This is a genomic window from Pseudomonas sp. RA_15y_Pfl1_P11, from assembly GCF_963970975.1.
GTDB classification, from domain to species: Bacteria; Pseudomonadota; Gammaproteobacteria; order Pseudomonadales; family Pseudomonadaceae; genus Aquipseudomonas; species Aquipseudomonas tritici.
Genome location: NZ_CAXAOY010000018.1, coordinates 14,988 through 32,864 on the forward strand (window position 1 = coordinate 14,988; position 17,877 = coordinate 32,864).

The 17,877-nt window shown below is 60.0% G+C and carries 16 protein-coding genes and 1 pseudogene; 5 read left to right on the plus strand and 12 right to left on the minus strand.

Annotated features, from left to right (window positions below):
- Positions 1-65: 65 nt before the first annotated feature.
- The 5 genes from AACY44_RS21115 to AACY44_RS21135 form a co-directional block, all read right to left on the minus strand.
- Positions 66-911 carry an NAD-dependent protein deacetylase gene (locus AACY44_RS21115; protein ID WP_339420122.1) on the minus strand — a complete coding sequence of 282 codons (846 nt, stop codon included), beginning with the start codon at positions 909-911 and terminating at the stop codon, positions 66-68.
- Between the two features lie 8 nt (positions 912-919).
- A complete protein-coding gene (locus AACY44_RS21120; RefSeq protein ID WP_339420123.1) occupies positions 920-1,360 on the minus strand; it encodes a CBS domain-containing protein in 441 nt (146 codons plus the stop codon).
- 130 nt (positions 1,361-1,490) lie between these two features.
- On the minus strand, positions 1,491-3,440 hold the full coding sequence (locus AACY44_RS21125; protein WP_339420124.1) for a DNA topoisomerase III: 1,950 nt from the start codon (positions 3,438-3,440) through the stop codon (positions 1,491-1,493).
- A 165-nt stretch (positions 3,441-3,605) separates the two neighbouring features.
- A complete protein-coding gene (locus AACY44_RS21130) occupies positions 3,606-5,231 on the minus strand; it encodes an MFS transporter (RefSeq protein WP_339420126.1) in 1,626 nt (541 codons plus the stop codon).
- Positions 5,232-5,296: 65 nt separating this feature from the next.
- Positions 5,297-6,943 carry a GMC family oxidoreductase gene (locus tag AACY44_RS21135; RefSeq protein ID WP_339420127.1) on the minus strand — a complete coding sequence of 549 codons (1,647 nt, stop codon included), beginning with the start codon at positions 6,941-6,943 and terminating at the stop codon, positions 5,297-5,299.
- A 130-nt stretch (positions 6,944-7,073) separates the two neighbouring features.
- On the opposite strand from AACY44_RS21135, the gene AACY44_RS21140 reads away from it, so the two are divergent.
- Positions 7,074-7,964, plus strand: coding sequence for a LysR family transcriptional regulator (locus AACY44_RS21140; RefSeq protein WP_339428082.1), 891 nt, complete (start codon positions 7,074-7,076; stop codon positions 7,962-7,964).
- 47 nt (positions 7,965-8,011) lie between these two features.
- Here AACY44_RS21140 and AACY44_RS21145 read toward each other — a convergent pair whose 3' ends face one another.
- The 3 genes from AACY44_RS21145 to AACY44_RS21155 are packed head-to-tail and all read right to left on the minus strand — an operon-like array spanning position 8,012 to position 11,046.
- The gene (locus tag AACY44_RS21145) at positions 8,012-9,109 is read right to left on the minus strand and encodes a DNA alkylation repair protein (protein ID WP_339438953.1); all 1,098 of its coding nucleotides are present in this window, start codon (positions 9,107-9,109) and stop codon (positions 8,012-8,014) included.
- A 21-nt stretch (positions 9,110-9,130) separates the two neighbouring features.
- Entirely contained in the window at positions 9,131-10,477 is a 1,347-nt protein-coding gene (locus tag AACY44_RS21150) for a glutamine synthetase family protein (RefSeq protein ID WP_339420130.1), read from the minus strand.
- Positions 10,478-10,488: 11 nt separating this feature from the next.
- Positions 10,489-11,046 carry a helix-turn-helix domain-containing protein gene (locus AACY44_RS21155; RefSeq protein WP_339420132.1) on the minus strand — a complete coding sequence of 186 codons (558 nt, stop codon included), beginning with the start codon at positions 11,044-11,046 and terminating at the stop codon, positions 10,489-10,491.
- Positions 11,047-11,181: 135 nt separating this feature from the next.
- On the opposite strand from AACY44_RS21155, the gene AACY44_RS21160 reads away from it, so the two are divergent.
- From AACY44_RS21160 to AACY44_RS21170, 3 genes are all read left to right on the plus strand, one after another.
- A complete protein-coding gene (locus tag AACY44_RS21160) occupies positions 11,182-11,460 on the plus strand; it encodes a nuclear transport factor 2 family protein (protein WP_339530980.1) in 279 nt (92 codons plus the stop codon).
- Between the two features lie 85 nt (positions 11,461-11,545).
- Positions 11,546-11,854, plus strand: coding sequence for an RcnB family protein (locus tag AACY44_RS21165; RefSeq protein ID WP_339420135.1), 309 nt, complete (start codon positions 11,546-11,548; stop codon positions 11,852-11,854).
- Positions 11,855-11,931: 77 nt separating this feature from the next.
- Entirely contained in the window at positions 11,932-13,125 is a 1,194-nt protein-coding gene (locus AACY44_RS21170; protein ID WP_339530982.1) for an MFS transporter, read from the plus strand.
- On the opposite strand, the gene AACY44_RS21175 is transcribed toward AACY44_RS21170, so the two are convergent.
- Positions 13,088-13,360: a DUF1652 domain-containing protein gene (locus tag AACY44_RS21175; RefSeq protein ID WP_339420138.1), complete on the minus strand. Its 273-nt coding sequence runs from the start codon at positions 13,358-13,360 to the stop codon at positions 13,088-13,090. The two genes, AACY44_RS21170 and AACY44_RS21175, sit on opposite strands and share 38 nt — an antisense overlap.
- 132 nt (positions 13,361-13,492) lie before the next feature.
- Positions 13,493-14,986, minus strand: a complete 1,494-nt coding sequence (locus AACY44_RS21180; RefSeq protein WP_339530984.1) for a helix-turn-helix transcriptional regulator — start codon at positions 14,984-14,986, stop codon at positions 13,493-13,495.
- Positions 14,987-15,236: 250 nt separating this feature from the next.
- Here AACY44_RS21180 and AACY44_RS21185 point away from each other — a divergent pair.
- Positions 15,237-15,726: pseudogene (locus AACY44_RS21185) on the plus strand (hypothetical protein).
- Between the two features lie 48 nt (positions 15,727-15,774).
- Here the strand turns inward: AACY44_RS21185 and AACY44_RS21190 are convergent.
- A complete protein-coding gene (locus tag AACY44_RS21190) occupies positions 15,775-16,938 on the minus strand; it encodes a hypothetical protein (RefSeq protein WP_339530985.1) in 1,164 nt (387 codons plus the stop codon).
- A gap of 14 nt (positions 16,939-16,952) precedes the next feature.
- On the minus strand, positions 16,953-17,840 hold the full coding sequence (locus tag AACY44_RS21195) for a nitrilase family protein (RefSeq protein WP_339428076.1): 888 nt from the start codon (positions 17,838-17,840) through the stop codon (positions 16,953-16,955).
- Positions 17,841-17,877: the final 37 nt, after the last annotated feature.

Consider the following 17,877-nt stretch of genomic DNA (forward strand, 5'->3'; position numbering starts at 1 on the left):
TTCACCGCATCACCCATGGGGGAGCCAGCACGCCCGCCCCACATTTTTGAATTGCAGTGTTTTTGCTATTGCAATCGTTCAGCCAATAACGGCAACAGCAGCTCGCAGGACGCTTCGATCTTCGCCTGCAGCAGCTCATCCCCCCGAGTCTTGCCCAGGTTGATGGCGATCACCGGTTTGCCTTGCTCGACCATCGCTTTGCACAGACGAAACGCCGAATAGGCCATGAGCGACGAACCCACTACCAGCAAACCTTCCGCATGTTCCACCGCAGCCATTGCCTTGGCCGCTGTCGGCGGGGCCACGTTTTCGCCAAAAAACACCACGTCCGGCTTCAAGCGTTCGCCGTTGCAATGGGGGCAGCGGGGGACCTGGAAGCGCTCTTCGAAGGCCGGGTCCAGCAAGGTGTCGCCATCGGGCGCTTGCACGGCATCGACGCCGGCCAGGTAGGGATTTTCGATTTCCATCACGTGCTGGATCACATCACGCCTGCTGTGCTGCAGGCAATCCAGGCACAGTACCCGGTGCAGGCTGCCGTGCAGTTCGATCACTTCATCGCTTCCGGCTTGATCATGCAGGGTATCGACGTTTTGGGTGATCAGACCGCTGACGCGCTCCCGATGCTGCAGTGTCGCCAGCGCCAGGTGGGCCTTGTTCGGTTGCGCAATGCGTACCCTCGGCCACCCGAGCATCGCCCGCGCCCAATAACGGCGCCGCGCCTGCGGGGTGGCGAGGAACTCTTGATACATCATTGGCGCTTTACCTCGACGCACGCCTTCGCTGTCGCGGTAGTCGGGAATGCCCGACGACGTGCTGATCCCCGCACCGGTCAGCACCACAAAACGCCGTTCGGCCATGGCTCGGTGCAGGGTGTCGAGGTGATCCTCTTGATGTTCCAGCGTGTCGAGCATGGGTTCCCCTATTCGCCGCGGATGTATTGCTCCAGCTGTTTGATCAGGTCAGCCTGTTCGGCAATGGCTTCTTTCACCAAGTCACCGATGGACAGCAGGCCCAGCAGTTTGCCTTCTTCCACTACAGGCAAGTGGCGCAGGTGACTGTCGGTCATGATGTTCATGCACTCATCGACGCTCTTGTGGGTGTCGACGGTTATCACCGGAGAGCTCATCACCTCATGGACTTTTGTGGTGACCGACGATAGTCCCTTAAGCATGATTTTGCGTGCGTAATCACGTTCACTGATGATGCCTACCACCACGCCATCCTGGACGACCGGTAAGGCCCCGACGTTTTTCTCCGACATCCGCACCAGTGCTTCAAACACGGTATGGTCATGTTTGATGGTATGGACGTCCTGGTTTTTCTGGTCCTTGGCTTTGAGCACTTGTGCAACGGTTTTCATGGCGGCCACTCCGGTGTTGTTGTTAGGAAGTCCAAGTCTCCTTAAGAATCCTAGACGGCCCGCGCGAGGGCAAGGTCCAAAGCGGCGTTAAACCCGTCGAAAAACGTCATTCGCCGGATTTTTTCGGTGTTTACCCGGCATTTGTCGGCTTTCTTGCCCGCTTGGGGCTGGCTGCGGTTTTGCGTGGCGCGCTTTTGCGTTTCTTTTTCCACGGCGCGGCGCCTTTGCCTGCCGGGCTGGCCGGGCCAGTGATGGTCATGCGCATGCCATTGCAGCGCGCGACTTGCTTGCTCATCCAGGCTGCCTGTTTGGCGACGAACTCCTCCAGGCTCATTTCGCCGCTTTGCACCATATCCAGGGCCTGCTCCCAGATCGCGGTAGTGCCTGGGTCGGCGATGGCGCGGGGCACCGCGTCGATCAGGCTGAATGCCGCCGGGGTAGCCGACAGCGCCTTGCCATTCTTCACCAGGTAACCACGGTCCAGCAGGCCCTGGATAATCCCGGCGCGGGTGGCTTCGGTGCCAATACCGGTAGTGTCCTTGAGCTTTTGCTTGAGCAGCGGGTCTTCCACCAGCTTGGCGACGTTTTTCATTGCCTTGATCAGGTCGCCTTCGGTAAAGGGCTTGGGCGGTTGGGTCCACAAGTCCTTGAGGTTGACCTTGGCCACCGCGTAATCCTGGCCCTGCACCAATGTCGGCAGCGCTTGGGGGACGGGCGCCTCACGTCCCTTGGCTGGCGCCAGGGCTTCGGGCAAGGCGCGTTTCCAGCCAGGCTCGATCACCACTTTGCCCACTGCGCGCAACGCTTGGCCGGCACAGTCAAAATCCGCCTGGGTACGATCGTATTCATGGTTGGGCAGAAACTGCGCCAGGTAACGCGCGCGAATCAAGGTGTAGACCGCACGATGCTTGCCGGAGAGTTGACCCACGTCATTGCCGGCGCCGGTAGGAATGATGCCGTGGTGGGCGCTCACCTTGGCGTCGTTCCATGCCCGCGAGCGCCGCTGGGCATCGATATGCGGCATCAACTCGTTCACCGCTGCATCGGCGCGCCCGAGTGCGGCTAGGATCTTCGGTGCTTCACTGTGCTGACTTACCGGCAGGTAGCCGCAATCGCTGCGCGGATAGGTGATGACTTTGTGCGTTTCATACAGCGACTGAGCGATATCCAGGGTTTCCTGCGCGCCGAGCCCGAGTTTCTTGGAGCAGATTTCCTGCAGGGTGCCCAGGTCGAAGGGCAGGGGCGCCACTTCGCGCATGCGCTCGGTACGCAACTTCACCAGCCGTGCGCTGGCGGCATTGCGCATGGCATCAGCGGCGTCCCGCGCCACTTGCGGGTTGAGGCAGCGGCCCTGGTCATCACAGGTGTCCTCGGCCGCACGCCATTGGGCGGTGAAGGTCATGCGCTCATGGTGCAGGTCGACATCGATGGCCCAGTAAGCCACCGGTACGAAGTCGGTAATGCTGCGGTCGCGGTCCACGACCAGGCGCAAGGTCGGTGTTTGCACGCGGCCTACTGGCAGCACGCCTTGATAACCCGACTGGCGCCCAAGCAATGTAAACAGGCGGCTCATGTTCATGCCGATCAGCCAGTCGGCGCGGGAGCGGCCCAGGGCCGAATGATACAGGCTGAAAGTCTCGGTGCCTGGCTTGAGGGACGCCAGGGCCTTGCGAATGGAGGCATCGTCCAGCGCCGACAGCCACAGCCGCTGGATCGGCCCGCGATAGCGACAATGCTCCACCAGTTCGCGCGCAATCATCTCGCCTTCACGGTCGGCGTCGGTGGCAATTACCAACGCCTGCGCTTCTCCCAGCAAACGCTTGACCGCCTTGAATTGGCTGGCGGTCTTGGGCTTGACCCGCATCTTCCATTTTTCCGGGACGATCGGCAGGTCGGCCAGCACCCAGCGCTTGTACTTGGCGTCGTAGGCATCCGGCGGGGCGGTTTCCAGCAGGTGGCCGATGCACCAAGTGACGGTGACCCCATTGCCCAGCCAGCACCCATCGCCGCGCCGGTTGGCGCCGAGCACGGCCGCGATATCCTTGGCCTGGGAGGGTTTTTCACAGAGGTACAGCCGCATGGTCATCACATCAGATCGGGTTGATGCTGTGCAGGATGCTTAGTAAGCGGCGTTCCGGCAACCATTATCTGTATGGATGTACAGCTGAAAGTTTCAAGCGACAAGCTGCAAGAAAGAGCCCATTGGCTTTTACTTGCTGCTTGTCGCTTGCCCCTTGAAGCTTATTCAGTTGTTATCAATGTCCACGTGCCGCGTTTCTTTGAGGCAAATCAACCCCACAATCAGGCTCACCCCGGTCACCACCACCGGGTACCACAAGCCATAGAAGATATCGCCGGTGTACACCACCAAGGCAAACGATACGGTCGGCAGGAACCCGCCAAACCAGCCGTTACCAATGTGGTAGGGCAGCGACATTGAGGTGTAGCGGATACGCGTCGGAAACAGTTCCACCATCAGCGCTGCCAGTGGGCCGTAGCACATGGCGGCGATCAGGATCAGCGCCACGATCAGCACCACTACCATCACCTTGTTGACCTGGGCCATATCCGCCGAAGACGGATAACCGGCCAGGGTCACGGCGCCACGCAGGGCTTTTTCGTCAAACCCATCGATACGCACGTCGCCCACACTCACCTGCACCGGGCTGCCCGCCGGTGCGGCAGCGCTGCTGTAGGGCAGGCCTTGCTTGACGAGGAAGGTCTTGACCTTGTCGCACGGGCTGTCAAATTTCGCCTTGCCCACCGGGTCGAACTGGAAAGTACAGGTGGACGGGTCGGCCAGTACGGTGATTGGGGCCTGGCGGCTGGCCTGGTCCATTGCCGGGTTGGTGTAGTGCGCCAGGCTCTTGAAGATCGGGAAGTACAGCGCGGTTGCCAGCAGCAGGCCGAGCATCAGCACCGGCTTGCGCCCCACCTTGTCTGACAGCCAGCCAAAGAAGATAAAGAACGGCGCGCCAATCACCACGCTGATGATCAACAGCATATTGGCCAGGGCAGGGTCCATCTTCAGGAACTGCGTGAGGAAGAACAGCACGTAGAACTGGGACGCGTAGAAGGTCACTGCTTGCCCGCCGTTGATGCTGAACAGCGCGATCAGCACCACCTTGAGGTTTTCCCATTTGCCGAACGACTCGCGGATCGGCGACTTGCTGGTCTTGCCTTCCTCTTTCATTTTCAGGAACGCTGGCGACTCATGCAGGCTCATGCGGATCCACGTGGAAATACCCAGCAGCACAATGGAAAACAGGAACGGAATCCGCCAGCCCCAGACTTCGAACTGGTCACCGGTGAAGTAACGGCAGGCCAGTACCACCAGCAGCGACAGCAGCAAGCCGATGGTCGCGGTGGATTGAATCCAACTGGTGTGGAGCCCGCGTTTGCCGGCTGGTGCATGCTCGGCCACATAAGTCGCCGCGCCGCCGTATTCGCCGCCCAGTGCCAAGCCTTGCAGCATGCGCAGCAGGATCAGAATGATCGGTGCCGCAATGCCAATGCTGGCGTAAGTCGGCAGCAGCCCGACGCAGAAGGTCGCCAGGCCCATCAAAATGATGGTGACCAGAAAGGTGTATTTACGCCCGATCATGTCGCCCAAGCGGCCAAATACCAACGCACCGAACGGCCGCACCACAAAGCCGGCGGCAAAGGCCATCAAGGCAAAGATGAACGCCGTGGTGTCGTTGACCCCGGCAAAGAACTGCTTGCTGATCACCGCCGCCAGGGCGCCGTAGAGGAAAAAGTCATACCACTCGAACACCGTCCCGAGGGACGAGGCGAAGATGACTTTCTTTGAGTCGTTGCGGGTACTGGCGGTGGTGACCGCCGAGCCCAGGGGTTGAGCATGTTCTGACATCGGTTAGCCCTCACAGTGATTATTTATTGTTGTTCCACTGTCGGCGCCAGTTTCAGCGCCGCTATTCAGATTGCATGAACCAGTTCTTTCTCCGGGGCGAGACTCCTTGTATTCGGCGAAAGGATCAGCTGCGCGGCCTTCTCCGCGATCATCAGCGTAGGTGAACAGGTGTTGCCGGACGTAATGCGCGGCATGATCGACGCATCGGCGATGCGCAATCCAGGCACACCATGCACGCGCAGTTGGGCATCGACCACCGCGTCTTTATCGCTGCCCATGCGGCAGGTGCCGGCCGGGTGGAAGATGGTCGTGCCGATGCGCGCGGCGGCTTCGTGCAGTTCGTCCTCGGTTTGCAGTGAATCGCCCGGTAGGTATTCCACCGGCTTGAATGGGCTCAGGGCCGGGGCTGCGACGATGCGGCGCGTCAGGCGGATGGCATCGGCGGCCACGCGCAAATCTTGCGGATGGCTGAGGTAGTTGGGGCGGATCAGCGGTGCGTCCGCCGGGTTGGCCGAGCGAATGTCGATACGTCCGCGACTTTGCGGGCGCAGGTCGCAGACCGACGCGGTAAACGCCGGGAACGCGTGCAGCGGCTCGCCAAAGCGCTCAAGCGACAGCGGTTGCACATGGTATTGAAGATTGGCCGAGGTTTGTTCCGGGCCCGAGCGGGCAAACGCGCCGAGCTGGCTGGGTGCCATCGACAGCGGGCCGCTGCGGTCGTACAGGTAGCGCAGGCCCATGCCCATCTTGCCCCATACGGTGCCAGCGATCTGGTTGAGGGTGCGGGCGTTTTCCAGCTTGTAGATCAGCCGCAATTGCAGGTGATCCTGCAGGTTACCGCCCACGCCCGGCAGTTCATGCAGCACGTCGATGCCCAGCGGCTTGAGCACGCTGGAGGGCCCTATCCCCGAGCGCTGCAAAATCCCCGGCGAGCCGACGGAGCCGGCGCACAGCACAATCTCTTTGCGCGCCTTCCAGCTCACCTGCTGGCCCTGCTGACGACCAACCACCTGTGAGGCTCGGCCGTTTTCCAGCAGCACGCGGTCTACTTCCACTTCGGTCAGCACGGTGAGATTGGGGCGCTGACGGATCGGCTTGAGAAATGCCTTGGCCGCGTTCCAGCGCACACCGGCTTTCTGGTTGACCTGGAAATAGCCGCAGCCTTCGTTGTCGCCCTGATTGAAGTCGCTGATCGGCGCGATGCCACTTTGCGCCGCCGCGTCACGAAAGGCGTCGAGGATCGGCCAGTGCAGGCGCTGTTGTTCGACTCGCCACTCACCCCCATTGCTATGGAATTGGGAGTCACCGGCAAAATGATTTTCGCTCTGTTTGAACAACGGCAGCACGTCTTTCCAGGCCCAGCCGGCGTTGCCTTCTGCCGCCCAGCCGTCGTAATCCTGGGCCTGGCCGCGCATGTAGATCATGCCGTTGATCGATGAGCAGCCGCCCAGCACCTTACCGCGTGGATAGCTCAGTGCACGGCCTTGCAGGCCTTCCTGGGCTTCGGTCTTGAAGCACCAGTCGGTGCGCGGGTTGCCGATGCAGAACAGGTAGCCGACGGGGATATGGATCCAGGGGTAATTGTCGCGGCCGCCGGCTTCAAGCAGTAGCACGCGGTGAGCGGGGTTGGCGGACAGACGATTGGCGAGCAGGCAGCCCGCGGGGCCGGCGCCTACGACGATGTAATCGTATTCAGCAGTTGCAATGGGCATCTGAAGGTCTCGCTTGTTTTTCTTATTGGTTCCATCCTAGTTGTTAGTTTTCGTCTTAAAAATGTTAGTTTTTACCCAGCTGCTGTTCGTTTTTAAACAGCACGACCCCGTGTCACGCAATGGAGGCGCCATGTTCGATTGGAATGACCTGCGGTACTTTCTTGAGTTGCAGCGCAGCGGCCGCCTACTCACCGCCGCGCAACGCCTGAAAACCACCCATGCCACCGTGGCACGGCACATCGAGGCGATCGAGAAAAGCCTCGGTACTGCGCTGTTCGTACAGCATGCCCAAGGCTACGAGCTGACCCCTGCCGGCGAAGCCTTGCTCAAACACGCCGAAGCCATGGAAAACGTCGCGCTGCTGGCTGAAGACGAACTGACCCACTCCGCCGCGCCTTTGGGCAAGATCCGCCTGGGCGTCGCCGAAGGGCTGGGCGTGATGTTCCTGGCCAGCCGCATGGGTGGGCTTTTCGAACGCTACCCCGGACTGGAAGTGGAGCTGGTGGCAGTGCCGCGCTTTGTCAGCATCCTCAACCGCGAGGCGGAAATCAGCATCCACCTTGAACGGCCCAGCGTCGATCAATTGGTCACCCGCAAACTCACCGACTACCGCCTGGCCCTCTACGCCAGCCGCGCCTACCTGGACCGTAACCCGCCGATCGAAAAGCGCGAAGACCTCGCGGTGCATTCGTGGATCGATTACGTCGACGACCTGCTGTTCAGCCAGGAACTGAAGTTCCTCAGCAGCTTCTGCCGCAACCCCAAAGTGGTGTTCCACAGCACCAGCGTGATAGCCCAGCACCAGGCGGCACGCTCAGGGTTGGGCATTGCGGTGTTGCCGTGTTTCATGGCCTCGGCTGATCCGGAGCTGGTGGCTTTGCTGCCGGGGGAGGGAATTCAGCGCAGCTACTGGATCAGTTCGCGGCGGGAGTTGCACAAGTCAGTGCGGTTGCGGGTGTTGTGGGATTACGTGGTGGAGTTGTGCGCGCGGGAGCAAAGCTTGCTCCTCGGCGAGATCTGACTGACCGGATCAAGACGGTGGGAACTGTGCAGGTTCACTCAAACCTGTCAGGCGCGCAACTCGAACTCTGCGCTGCCCAACCGCTCTCCATTCACCACCACGTGCACGCTATGCCTGCCGGGGTAATGCCTGCGCGTGGTCAGCTCGCGAATATGCTGCTCGCGCCGGATGCTGAGGTGTTCCCCAGCGCCGAGGGTAAGCGTCTTGAGTTTGAACACCTTTGCCGCGCTGTGCCCGGCACTTTTCACATAGTCGATCGCGTAATCCACCACCAGTTTCTGTGGGGCGGCGGCGGTTGATTCCAGGCTGAAGGACAGCTCGATCCGTTCCCCCAGGTTGATCACCGCCGGTGTCACCTTGAGGTCATGGATCTTCACCTCGGCCCTGGCCCCGGCGCCCATGATCGTCAGCGCCCGGGTGTTGCCTTGCTTGATCAGGCTGCGCAAGGCGTGGCGGGCGATCCAGGCGGTGTGCGGGTTGTCCAGGTTCCAGCCCTCGATCAGGCTGAGCACCCACTCCGGGTGGTCCTTGGTGATGTCGTTGAGGTGGTTGGCCACAGACTTGCGCACATAAAGGCTGCCGTCGGCCTTGAGGTTGTCGAGGATCGACGCGCACAGTTCAGGGTTCGCCTGGACTTCGGCCAGGCGGAACGACCACGGCAGACGCGGCCGCGAGCCTTCGCTGGCGAGGCGGCGCACGTGTTCGTTGTCATCCAGCGACCATGTCTGCATCACCGCCAACGTGCGCTGGAAGTCATCCAGCAGGAAGTGGCGGATGGCGAATTCGGCGGAGCCAAAGGTGGTGAAGTATTGGAGTGCAGCCATGGAGCGCTTGAAGTCATCCCGCCCGTAATTCGCCACGAAGTGCGGCAGGAACAGGCTGACGAACGCGCTGTTCAGGCGCGGGGCGAGGGCGTAAAGCAGCTTGAGGGTTTGCGCATAATCCAGCGGGATCACTGCATGCAGGCTCTCGCTGACCCGCGCCATGCGCTGCATCACCGACAACTCCGTCAGCCCGGACTTGGCGTGCTGGAGGAAGCCCTTGGCGTCGAAGGCCGGGTACACCGCCGTCATTTGCGTGGCGATGTGGTGCAGGCGTTCGATGTTGAAGATTTCCTTGAGGGCCGGGGCGCTTTGGTCAGTCATCGGTGATTCCATAGGGGATGTTTAGAGAAACCAGCGGTATTCCCGCGCAGGGATCTCTTGCTGGAAAGCCAAGTGGTCCTGGCGTTTGTTCTCGCAGTACACGTCGACAAATTCGGCGCCCAGCTTATCGCGCAGTACCGGTTGATGTTGCATGGCGCGCACGGCGTCGAGCATTTCCAGGGGGAAGTCGGTACCGCTGGTGCGATCTTCGTTCAGTGGGGCGATGGGTTCGCGCTTGGCTTCAAGACCGTGCTCCAAGCCCACCAGGATCGCCGCCAGCACCAGGTACGGGTTGGCATCCGCACTCGCCAGGCGATGCTCTACGCGCAGGTTGCGCGGGTCGGACTCGGGGATGCGCACGCACGCATCACGGTCTTCAAAGCCCCAACTGGCGCGCGTTGCCGCGTTGACCGTGCCGCCCAGGCGGCGAAAGGCGTTGTGGTTGGGCGAAAAGATCGGCATGCAGTGCGGCAACAATTCCAGGCAGCCGGCCACGGCATGGCGCAATGGCTGCTGCTGGTGCGCCGCCAGCAGGTTATTGCCCGCGCCGTCATACAGGCTGACATGCACATGCATGCCGCTCCCGGGGAATTGCAGGTAGGGTTTGGCCATGAAGCTCGCACGGTAACCGTGCTTGAGCGCTACGCCGCGGGTGCTGCGACAGAACAGGGCGGCCCAGTCGGCGGCGCGCATACCGTCGCCCTGGTGACCGAAGTTGATTTCGAACTGGCCGGGGCCGATTTCGGCAGTGATCACCGTGATGTCGATGCCCTGGTTCTTGGCGGTTTGCGCCATGTCGTCGAGCACTTCGCTGAAACGCGATAGCCGTTCGATATGCAGGTTGGGTTGGTCGTCGGGGTCGTCACTCAGTGGGTCGCGGGCGCATTGCGGCAGGCCATTGTCGAGTTTCTTGTCGAACAGGTAGAACTCCAACTCGAACGCCACCACCGGGTGAATGCCCTTGTGTTGCAGGCGTTCCAGCACCTTGGCCAGCACTTCGCGAGGTTCGAATTCGATGGGCGCTTCGGTACCGTCTGAGGTAATCAGCATCTGGCCCAGCGGCTGCGACTCCCAGCTCACCGGCTTGAGCGTGCCCGGCACCAGACGGCGGTTGGCATCCGGGTCGCCGTCGTTGAAGCAATAGTCACCAATCTTGAACAGCCCCCCCTGAGCCCCCAGCAGCACGGCGTTCTGTGGCAGCTTCAGCGGGCTGCCGGCGGCGACTTTTTCCAGCATCTCGATGGGGTAACGCTTGCCGTAGAAGTGCCCTGGAATGTCCAAGGCGATCAAGTCTACGTAACGCACGTCGGGATGGTTCTGGCGAAAGGTCCGTACTTCGGCCAGTAACGTGGTGGCATGGCTTTTCACGGGTGCAGCTCCTAGTTGTAAACCCACAACACGCGGGCGGGCAGGTCGGTCAGATTGGCGTAGCGGCAATGGGCGAAGCTGGCCAGGTGGAAGCTGTCGCCGGGGCCGAGGGTGGCCGGATCGGTCTCACCGTCGACCCACAGCGTCAATTCGCCCTCCAGTACAAAGCCGGCCTGCTCGGCGCGGTCGCTCATGGTTTGTTCACCGCTGTTGGCTCCGGGAGCCAACAGACTGTCGAGCATCGAAAAGGCGCCGTTCATGCTGGGCGAGACGAGGATGTCGGTGATGCCATTGGCGTAATACACCGTGCGCCGCTCGTTGGGCCGGGTGATCCAGTCCACCGCCTTGGGTTTGGGCTGGCTGTAGAAGTAGGTGGTGGGCACGTCGAGGGCATGGCTGATGGCGGTCAAATCGGCCACGGTCGGGCGCGACAGGCCGCGTTCGACCTGGGACAGGAAACCCACGGATCGCTCGATTTTCTGCGCGAGCTGGGCGAGGGTAAGCTTCTTGTGCTTGCGCAGATCGTGGATCAGTGCGGCCAGGGTGGAGAGTTCTTCTTGTGGGGTCATGAAATTTATTTTGATAAATTTCATGAAAAATTACAGGATTTATTTCATGGAGGCAATGGAATGGATTTAGACGCGCACTTATTTGAGCTTGAACAGGCGCTGCAGCAAACGGCTACCCGTTAGAATGCGACGCGGTTGGCGGAGCTATTGGCGGATGATTTTGTTGAGTTTGGTGCCAGTGGAAATGTGTGGGGCAGCAAGGCAGAGGTGATTTCCGGACTGCAGGATGAGGTGTTTTCTGCGCGCTGTATAACTGATTTCACGGTGAAAAGGCTGACTGAAGGTGTGGCTCTGGTGACCTATCGCTCTCATCGGCACGCAGGTGGGGCTTCGCTGCGCAGCTCGGTATGGCGAGCTGAAGAGGGGCAGTGGCGGATGGTGTTCCATCAAGGCACACCTGTGGCAGTTGCCTAGCTCACTCCGTGCCAAGGCTTGATTGAATGATCAGACCCGCCAGCGGTCCGAACCTGGGTAAGCGCCATTAATTGAAGGAGCACCCATGAAGTCCAAGTCCCTAATCGCCTGCCTGCTGGTTGCCGCCAGCCTGTCCACCGCCAGCTTTGTCGTGCACGCCGGTGATACCCCCCAGGAAACCGTGCAACCTTCGAATATCAACGCCCGTGACTTGAAAGAGGGCGACCGCGCACCGGATATGTTGATGCGCAAGGAATCAGCCGTCAGCGACTGGAAAAAACGCGGCCTCAAGCAGCCTGAAGAAGACAGCCAGTGGGCGCGGGTGGGCGATAAATTCGTCCTGCTCAAGACCACTAACGGCACCATCCTTGAGATCACTCCCGTCAAGAAATGACCTTGCTTTCTTGCCCTGTTCCTGAGTTAAGGTAGCCGGCCGTAAAGGCCGCGTTACCTTCCAGGAAAGAAAGCAGGATGCTTGCCACAATAAGAAACTACCCCCGCACCGTTAACCTGTTGCTGTCCGCCACGTTGATGCTCACGTTGGCCAAGGCGATCACGTTTCCGTACTTGGTGATTTACCTCACCAGCCACTTTGCCCTCGATATCACTCAGGTCGGTCTGGTGATCGGCAGTTCGCTGATTGTCGGCTCGCTGCTCAGCGTGTATGGCGGCTTCCTGGTCGACCGTATCAACAGCTACCGATTGCTGCTCGGCATGAGCGTGCTGTTTGTACTGGGCTTTATCGGCACGCTGCTCGCGCAGAATATCTGGGCGTTCTACAGCTGCCTGATCCTGATCAACCTGGCCTACGCGGTGATCGATATCGCGGTCAAAGCCGGTTTTGCCAGCTTGTTGCCCGAAGAGGCACGCAGCGAAGTGTTTTCCATCAAGTACACCCTGACCAATATCGGCTATGCCGTAGGGCCTTTTTTCGGGGCGATGATTGCCAAGCTGGACATCAGCTTGCCGTTTATCCTTTCGGCGCTATTGGGTGTAGGGTTTTTCCTGCTGTATTGGCGTTGGGGTGACCGCACGCTGGCGACCGTTGATGCCACGCAAAAGCCGGTGCCCTTTCTTGCCGTTGGCCGCGTGCTGTTGCGCGATCGTCGCCTGGTCTGCTTCACCGTTGGCGGCGTGCTCAGCGCCGTGGTATTCGGTCAGTTCACTGCATGGCTGTCGCAATATTTGGTCACCACCACCACCGCCGAATACACCTACACCGTGGTCAGCGCCGTGCTGACCACCAACGCCGTGTTGGTGATTGCCCTGCAGTATGTGATTGGGCGGCGCATCTCGCATCGCTACTTGGGCCAGTGGCTGATCGCAGGACTGGGCATGTTCATGCTGGGGATCATTGGTTTTGCGCTGTCCACCAGCGTGCTGTGGTGGGTATTGGCAATGGCGGTGTTCACGGTGGGGGAGATCATCGTGTTTCCGGCCGAGTACATGTTTATCGACCGCATCGCCCCGGACCACCTGCGCGGCATGTACTACGGGGCGCAGAACCTGTCCAACCTGGGGGCTGCCCTTGGGCCGGTGTTGTGTGGGCTGGTGCTGGCCAGCCTGCCGGCCCACTACATGTTCTACATGCTGGGGGCGTTTATCATTGCGGGCGGGGTGTTCTATTTCATGGGTGCGTCGCTGAAGGTAAATCATCCAGCGTGAGCTTGCCCACGGTGTTGCATTGCAGTTCGTAACGCAGCTCTTCCACCATTTTTTCGACTTCTTGCGGGGTCTGCAGCCGGTTCGTGCTGATCCCGGTGACAACCAGGTCGACCCGGCCGGTCTCCGCGTCGTAGACCTTGAGGGTCAGCGACGCGTCCCGGCACAGGGTGAATTCGCACGTCAGTGGCGACAGACCTTCTTCGATGCAATTGCGCAGTTGAGAGAGGGTAAACATGTGGGTTCCTTCAGGGTGTAAATGCGGTGGCACACGATCAAAGCCTTGTGCCCACGCCCTGAAGGTTAGGGTTTACTTGCCCGCGTCATAAGTTGAATTCGCACTAGACGCACTAGTGCATTTGCACCGCGTTCACTTGTTCTTGAGCCGCAACTCGCGGGCAAACAGTCCGCGTTCGCGGGCCCAAACGATCGCTGCACTACGACTATGCACTCCCAGCTTGGAGTACACCGTGGCCACATGGTTACGCACCGTGTTGGGCGCCAGTTTGAGGCGCGAGGCAATTTCCTTGTCAGCCAGCCCTTCGCAGATCAACCCCAAAACATCCCGCTCGCGGGCCGTGAGGTCGGTGAACGCGACATTCGGCAGGTTGGGGCTGTTGACGCTTTTGGCGTTCGCCAGTTTCTCGATCAGTGTCTGGCTGAACCATGAAGCGTCTTGCATGACTTCCTCGATGGCGGCCACCAGTTCCAGCTCCGAGCGCTTGCGTTCGGTGATGTTCATCAGCACCAGCAGGTAGCAGGGCACATCCTGAATGATCACGGTGTCGGCGGACACGACACAGTCGATAACCTCATCGCCTTTCTTGCGCACCTTCAAATCCTGGCCGTCAACGCTTCCGGCTTTTTCCAGGGTGGTGAACAACAGGGCGCCAGCCGTTGCGCTGTCGATAAAACCAATGTCTTCGATGACCTTGCCGATCAATTCTTCGCTGGTGTACCCGGTGATCGTCATGAACGCCTCATTCACATCCACCACTTGGCGGTTGGCGGCGCTGCAGACCAACGTCGGCACCGGGGTCAGGCGAAATGATTTGGCAAACCGTTCTTCACTCTGGCGCAGCGCGGTTTCGGCCTTGCGCCGAGGCTCCAGGTCAGTGAAGGAGAACAGCATGCAGGCCTCTTCGTTCATGTCCAGCGGCTGGCCGGCGACGATCACCAGTTTGCTGCCGCCTTCGGGCAATCTCAGTTCGGCCTGCATCTGCGGTATGGTCGCGCCATCGCCCAAGCGCTGGATCGCCAGGCCCTTGCGCTCGGCCTGCTCCAGTACGTCCAGCTCATAGACGGACTTGCCGATGACTTGGTCGCGGTTGTAACCGGTCATCTCCAGAAAGCCTTGGTTGACCTTGATATAGCGCAAGTCGCTCAGACGGCAGATCACCGCAGGCGCCGGGTTGGCGTTGAAGGTTTTCTCGAAGCGCTGCTCGGCACTGGCCCATTCGGTAGCGTCGCTGAGGATCAGTACCAGCAGCTCCGGTTCGCCATGCGAGTCGGCGATCACCAGGCTGCGCAGGCGGTGTACCCAGGTTTTGTCCGAATCGGCGTTTGGAATCACCTCCACCACGACGTCGCTGAATTCGTCGCCAGCGGCAGCACGGGCCAGGGGATAGTTTTCCGGCAGCAGTGGGTGATTGTTGCGATAGCGCAGCGTGAAGCGCTCGGCATACGCCTGCGCATCCGCGCCTAGCCCCATCACGTCGCCCACGCCGTGCATGGTCAGTGCGGCTTCGTTGGCCCACAGGATGGTCTGGTCGACCTCGGCGAGAATGATCCCATCGGATAACCCGGAAATGATCTGCTGCAGTTGGCGGCGGTTGGTTTCTTTAGCGAGGACGTCCTGGCTCATGATTTCTCCGGAAAAAAGCGCATAAAAACTCCGACATGCACGCTTCAGGATAGTGCAGAGAAAGTGAGGGGGACGGAGTGCAAATGCATCAGGCAATCTGGTGCATTTGCGCCACGACTGAACAGCTATCGTTTCGCCACACGCCTACTCAACAAGGCACATCGTCGTGCTCCCATAACGTGCGAAGTACCTCTGTATGACCACTGTCTATGAAACCGATCGCTCGCTGTTTCGCGTGTCCTGAAGCGCGGTGTTGGCCGGTAGTGCAATTGCCCTGGTGACCTACCTGGTCCTTAGTGTGCTCGGCACCGCCGGCAACATGGTGGGTAAAGGCTTGTTGGCTGCCAGCAGCGGTATTGCCGCGGCGACGGATGCAGCGACCAATCCTGCGCAGGCGGGCGACCAAGTGAAGGAGTGGTTTGAACGCGTGATAGCGTCCGGTGAACCTGCGCTGAACGCGGCGGATAAAGAAGCGCTGGTCAACTTCGTGGCGGCGCGTACCGGCAAGAGTAAGGAAGAAGCCACGCAGATCGTCGACAATTACGCCCAGGCTTATCAGCAAGCCATGCAGAAGGTCGAAGAGCTGAAGCAACAGGCTGAACAGAAAGCCCGTGAAGTGGCTGCCAAGCAGGTTTCCCGTGCGGCCTGGAGCACCTTGGCGATGCTGCTGTTGGGGGGCGGCGCTGAGCTTCTTTGTGGGACGTATGGCGCTGACTAATCGTCGCGTACCGTTGGCCTGACGTGTTGTGATGAGGGTGGTGAGAGGGGGACCTCTCACCACGCTTTTGCTAAACCACTAACCATCCCACGACTGGCACGATGATCAGCGTACTCAACGCCATTGAGAGCACGTTACCGATGTAGGGGTGGAAGTGGGCCGGCAACCTCCCCGCGATGGCGCACGCTAAAGGTGGAGCAATCAATGCACCGAGCAGCGCACTTGATCCCATCACCATCCAACTTCCTCCATGGGTCAATACGGCAGCCGGTACTACTGACACCAAGGGAACATAGGTGGGATACCATCCTCGCTTGATCCACTCACGTCGCCAGATGACCACACCCAGCGCAGACGTCAGTGCTTGCGCGCCGATCAGGTGCAATATGAGGCCTGAGCCGTACGCCGGGCTCACGGGATTCAGGGCGTACGCCAAGAGGACTCCCGCCAACAGACCCAGACTGGCTAGCTCGTTTCCAAAAAACGGCGCTTCGGAGAAATCTGCCAGCACCCGGCGCAGGCTCCAAGTCACGCCATAAGTGGGAGGAGCGGCAGGCTCCGGTTTGGCCGGTGGGGTAAAGTCCGAGCGCACCACAGAGGGCATCCGACGGCATAGCATAAACGCGATCACGCTACCGATAGCCATGCCCATCACATTGCCAATCACCGTCGGCAACCCCAGCGGCACGCAGACAAAGTTGACGATCAACAGGCACATCGGCGTAACGAGCACAGCGCCCAGTGCTGCGCCAGTGAGGGTGACCTTCCACCCGCCGCCAAACATCAGCACCATTGCCGCCGGCAACGAGACGAACGCCGCGAACGTCGGTTGCCACGTCTGAGCGGTGACAGCCCATCCCCACAGCAGGTTGCTGAGTAGCAGGCCGAGCAACGAGCTGGTTATCAGCCAAGGCCATAATCCGGTCCCATAGGAAATGGAGAAACCTTGCCAGGCCTTACCCCTTCGGCTGGCCCACCAGGCCAGGTAGGCACCTCCCAGCAGGCCGAGCGACGCCAGTTCATGTTTGTAGAAAGCGACCTCGCTGATATCGCCAAGTACCCAGCGCAGCCAGGCAACAGGGTGTGGGAGGCTTTGCACCATATCGGTGTAGCCAGGCCAGGGCCCGGTGAACGCTAACCACACAATGATCAGAGCGCTGGTCAGCGCAATGACAACAACAGTCTTGTCAATGTTGGGCCAGGGGGTTCGTGGTTTTTCTAAGAGGTTACCCATAGTCAACCCTCCAATCAGCGCGGCAGGGCAGGGTGTTGGGCGTAACCGAGCATTTGATCGTAGAGATCATTGCGTCGATCACGTTGCAAATCGTTGAGGCTGTTCCAGATCGGTGCACTGCGGGCGCTGGTGATATCAATGTCGGCGAACAAAATTTCCTGGCGATTGGCCGAAGCGACAGCGCCAATCGGCCAGCCATTGGTTCCGGCAATCAATGAGCATCCGAGGTAACGGGCGTCTCGCTCCTCGCCAATGCGGCTGGCGGCAGCGATAAACACGTTGTTGACGTGGGCGGCGGTCATCGTCAGGTATGACGCCATGCATTTTCCCGCGTCGTCGAATAGCGGCGGTGGCGTCCACACCCAGTTGTTCAGGCTGCAAATAATATCTGCGCCTTGCTGGCTGAGAATGCGCGGTACCTCCGGGAACCAGATGTCCCAGCAAATCAGCAAGCCAATACGGCCGATCGGCGTTTCAAATACCGGAAAGCCTGTATCGCCGGGGGTGAACCATAGCTTTTCCAGGTTCCACAAATGCGCTTTGCGGTATTTTCCGATGTAGCCTTCGGGACCTAACAGCACGGCCGTATTGAATAGCTGCATACCGTCTATTTCACATAGGCCTGCTACCAGATACACCTGGTGCCTGCAGGCAAAATCTATCCACGCCTGCACGCTGGTACCGTCTGGCACTCGTTCTGCGTGATCAAAAGTATCCTGGCGACTGCTGAAGAAATACCCGCAATTGGTGAGCTCGGGCAGCACGATCAGGTTGGCTCCGCCGTTCGCGGCTTCGGCCGCCAGTGCGAGGCTCTGACTCAGATTATTGGCGCGGTTGGCCATGCCGACCTGTGGATCAAGTTGAATGACCGCTACGCGTGCAGGGCTTACTGGTTCGCTCATTGAGGTGACCTCTTATTGTTATACAACCGGAAAATGG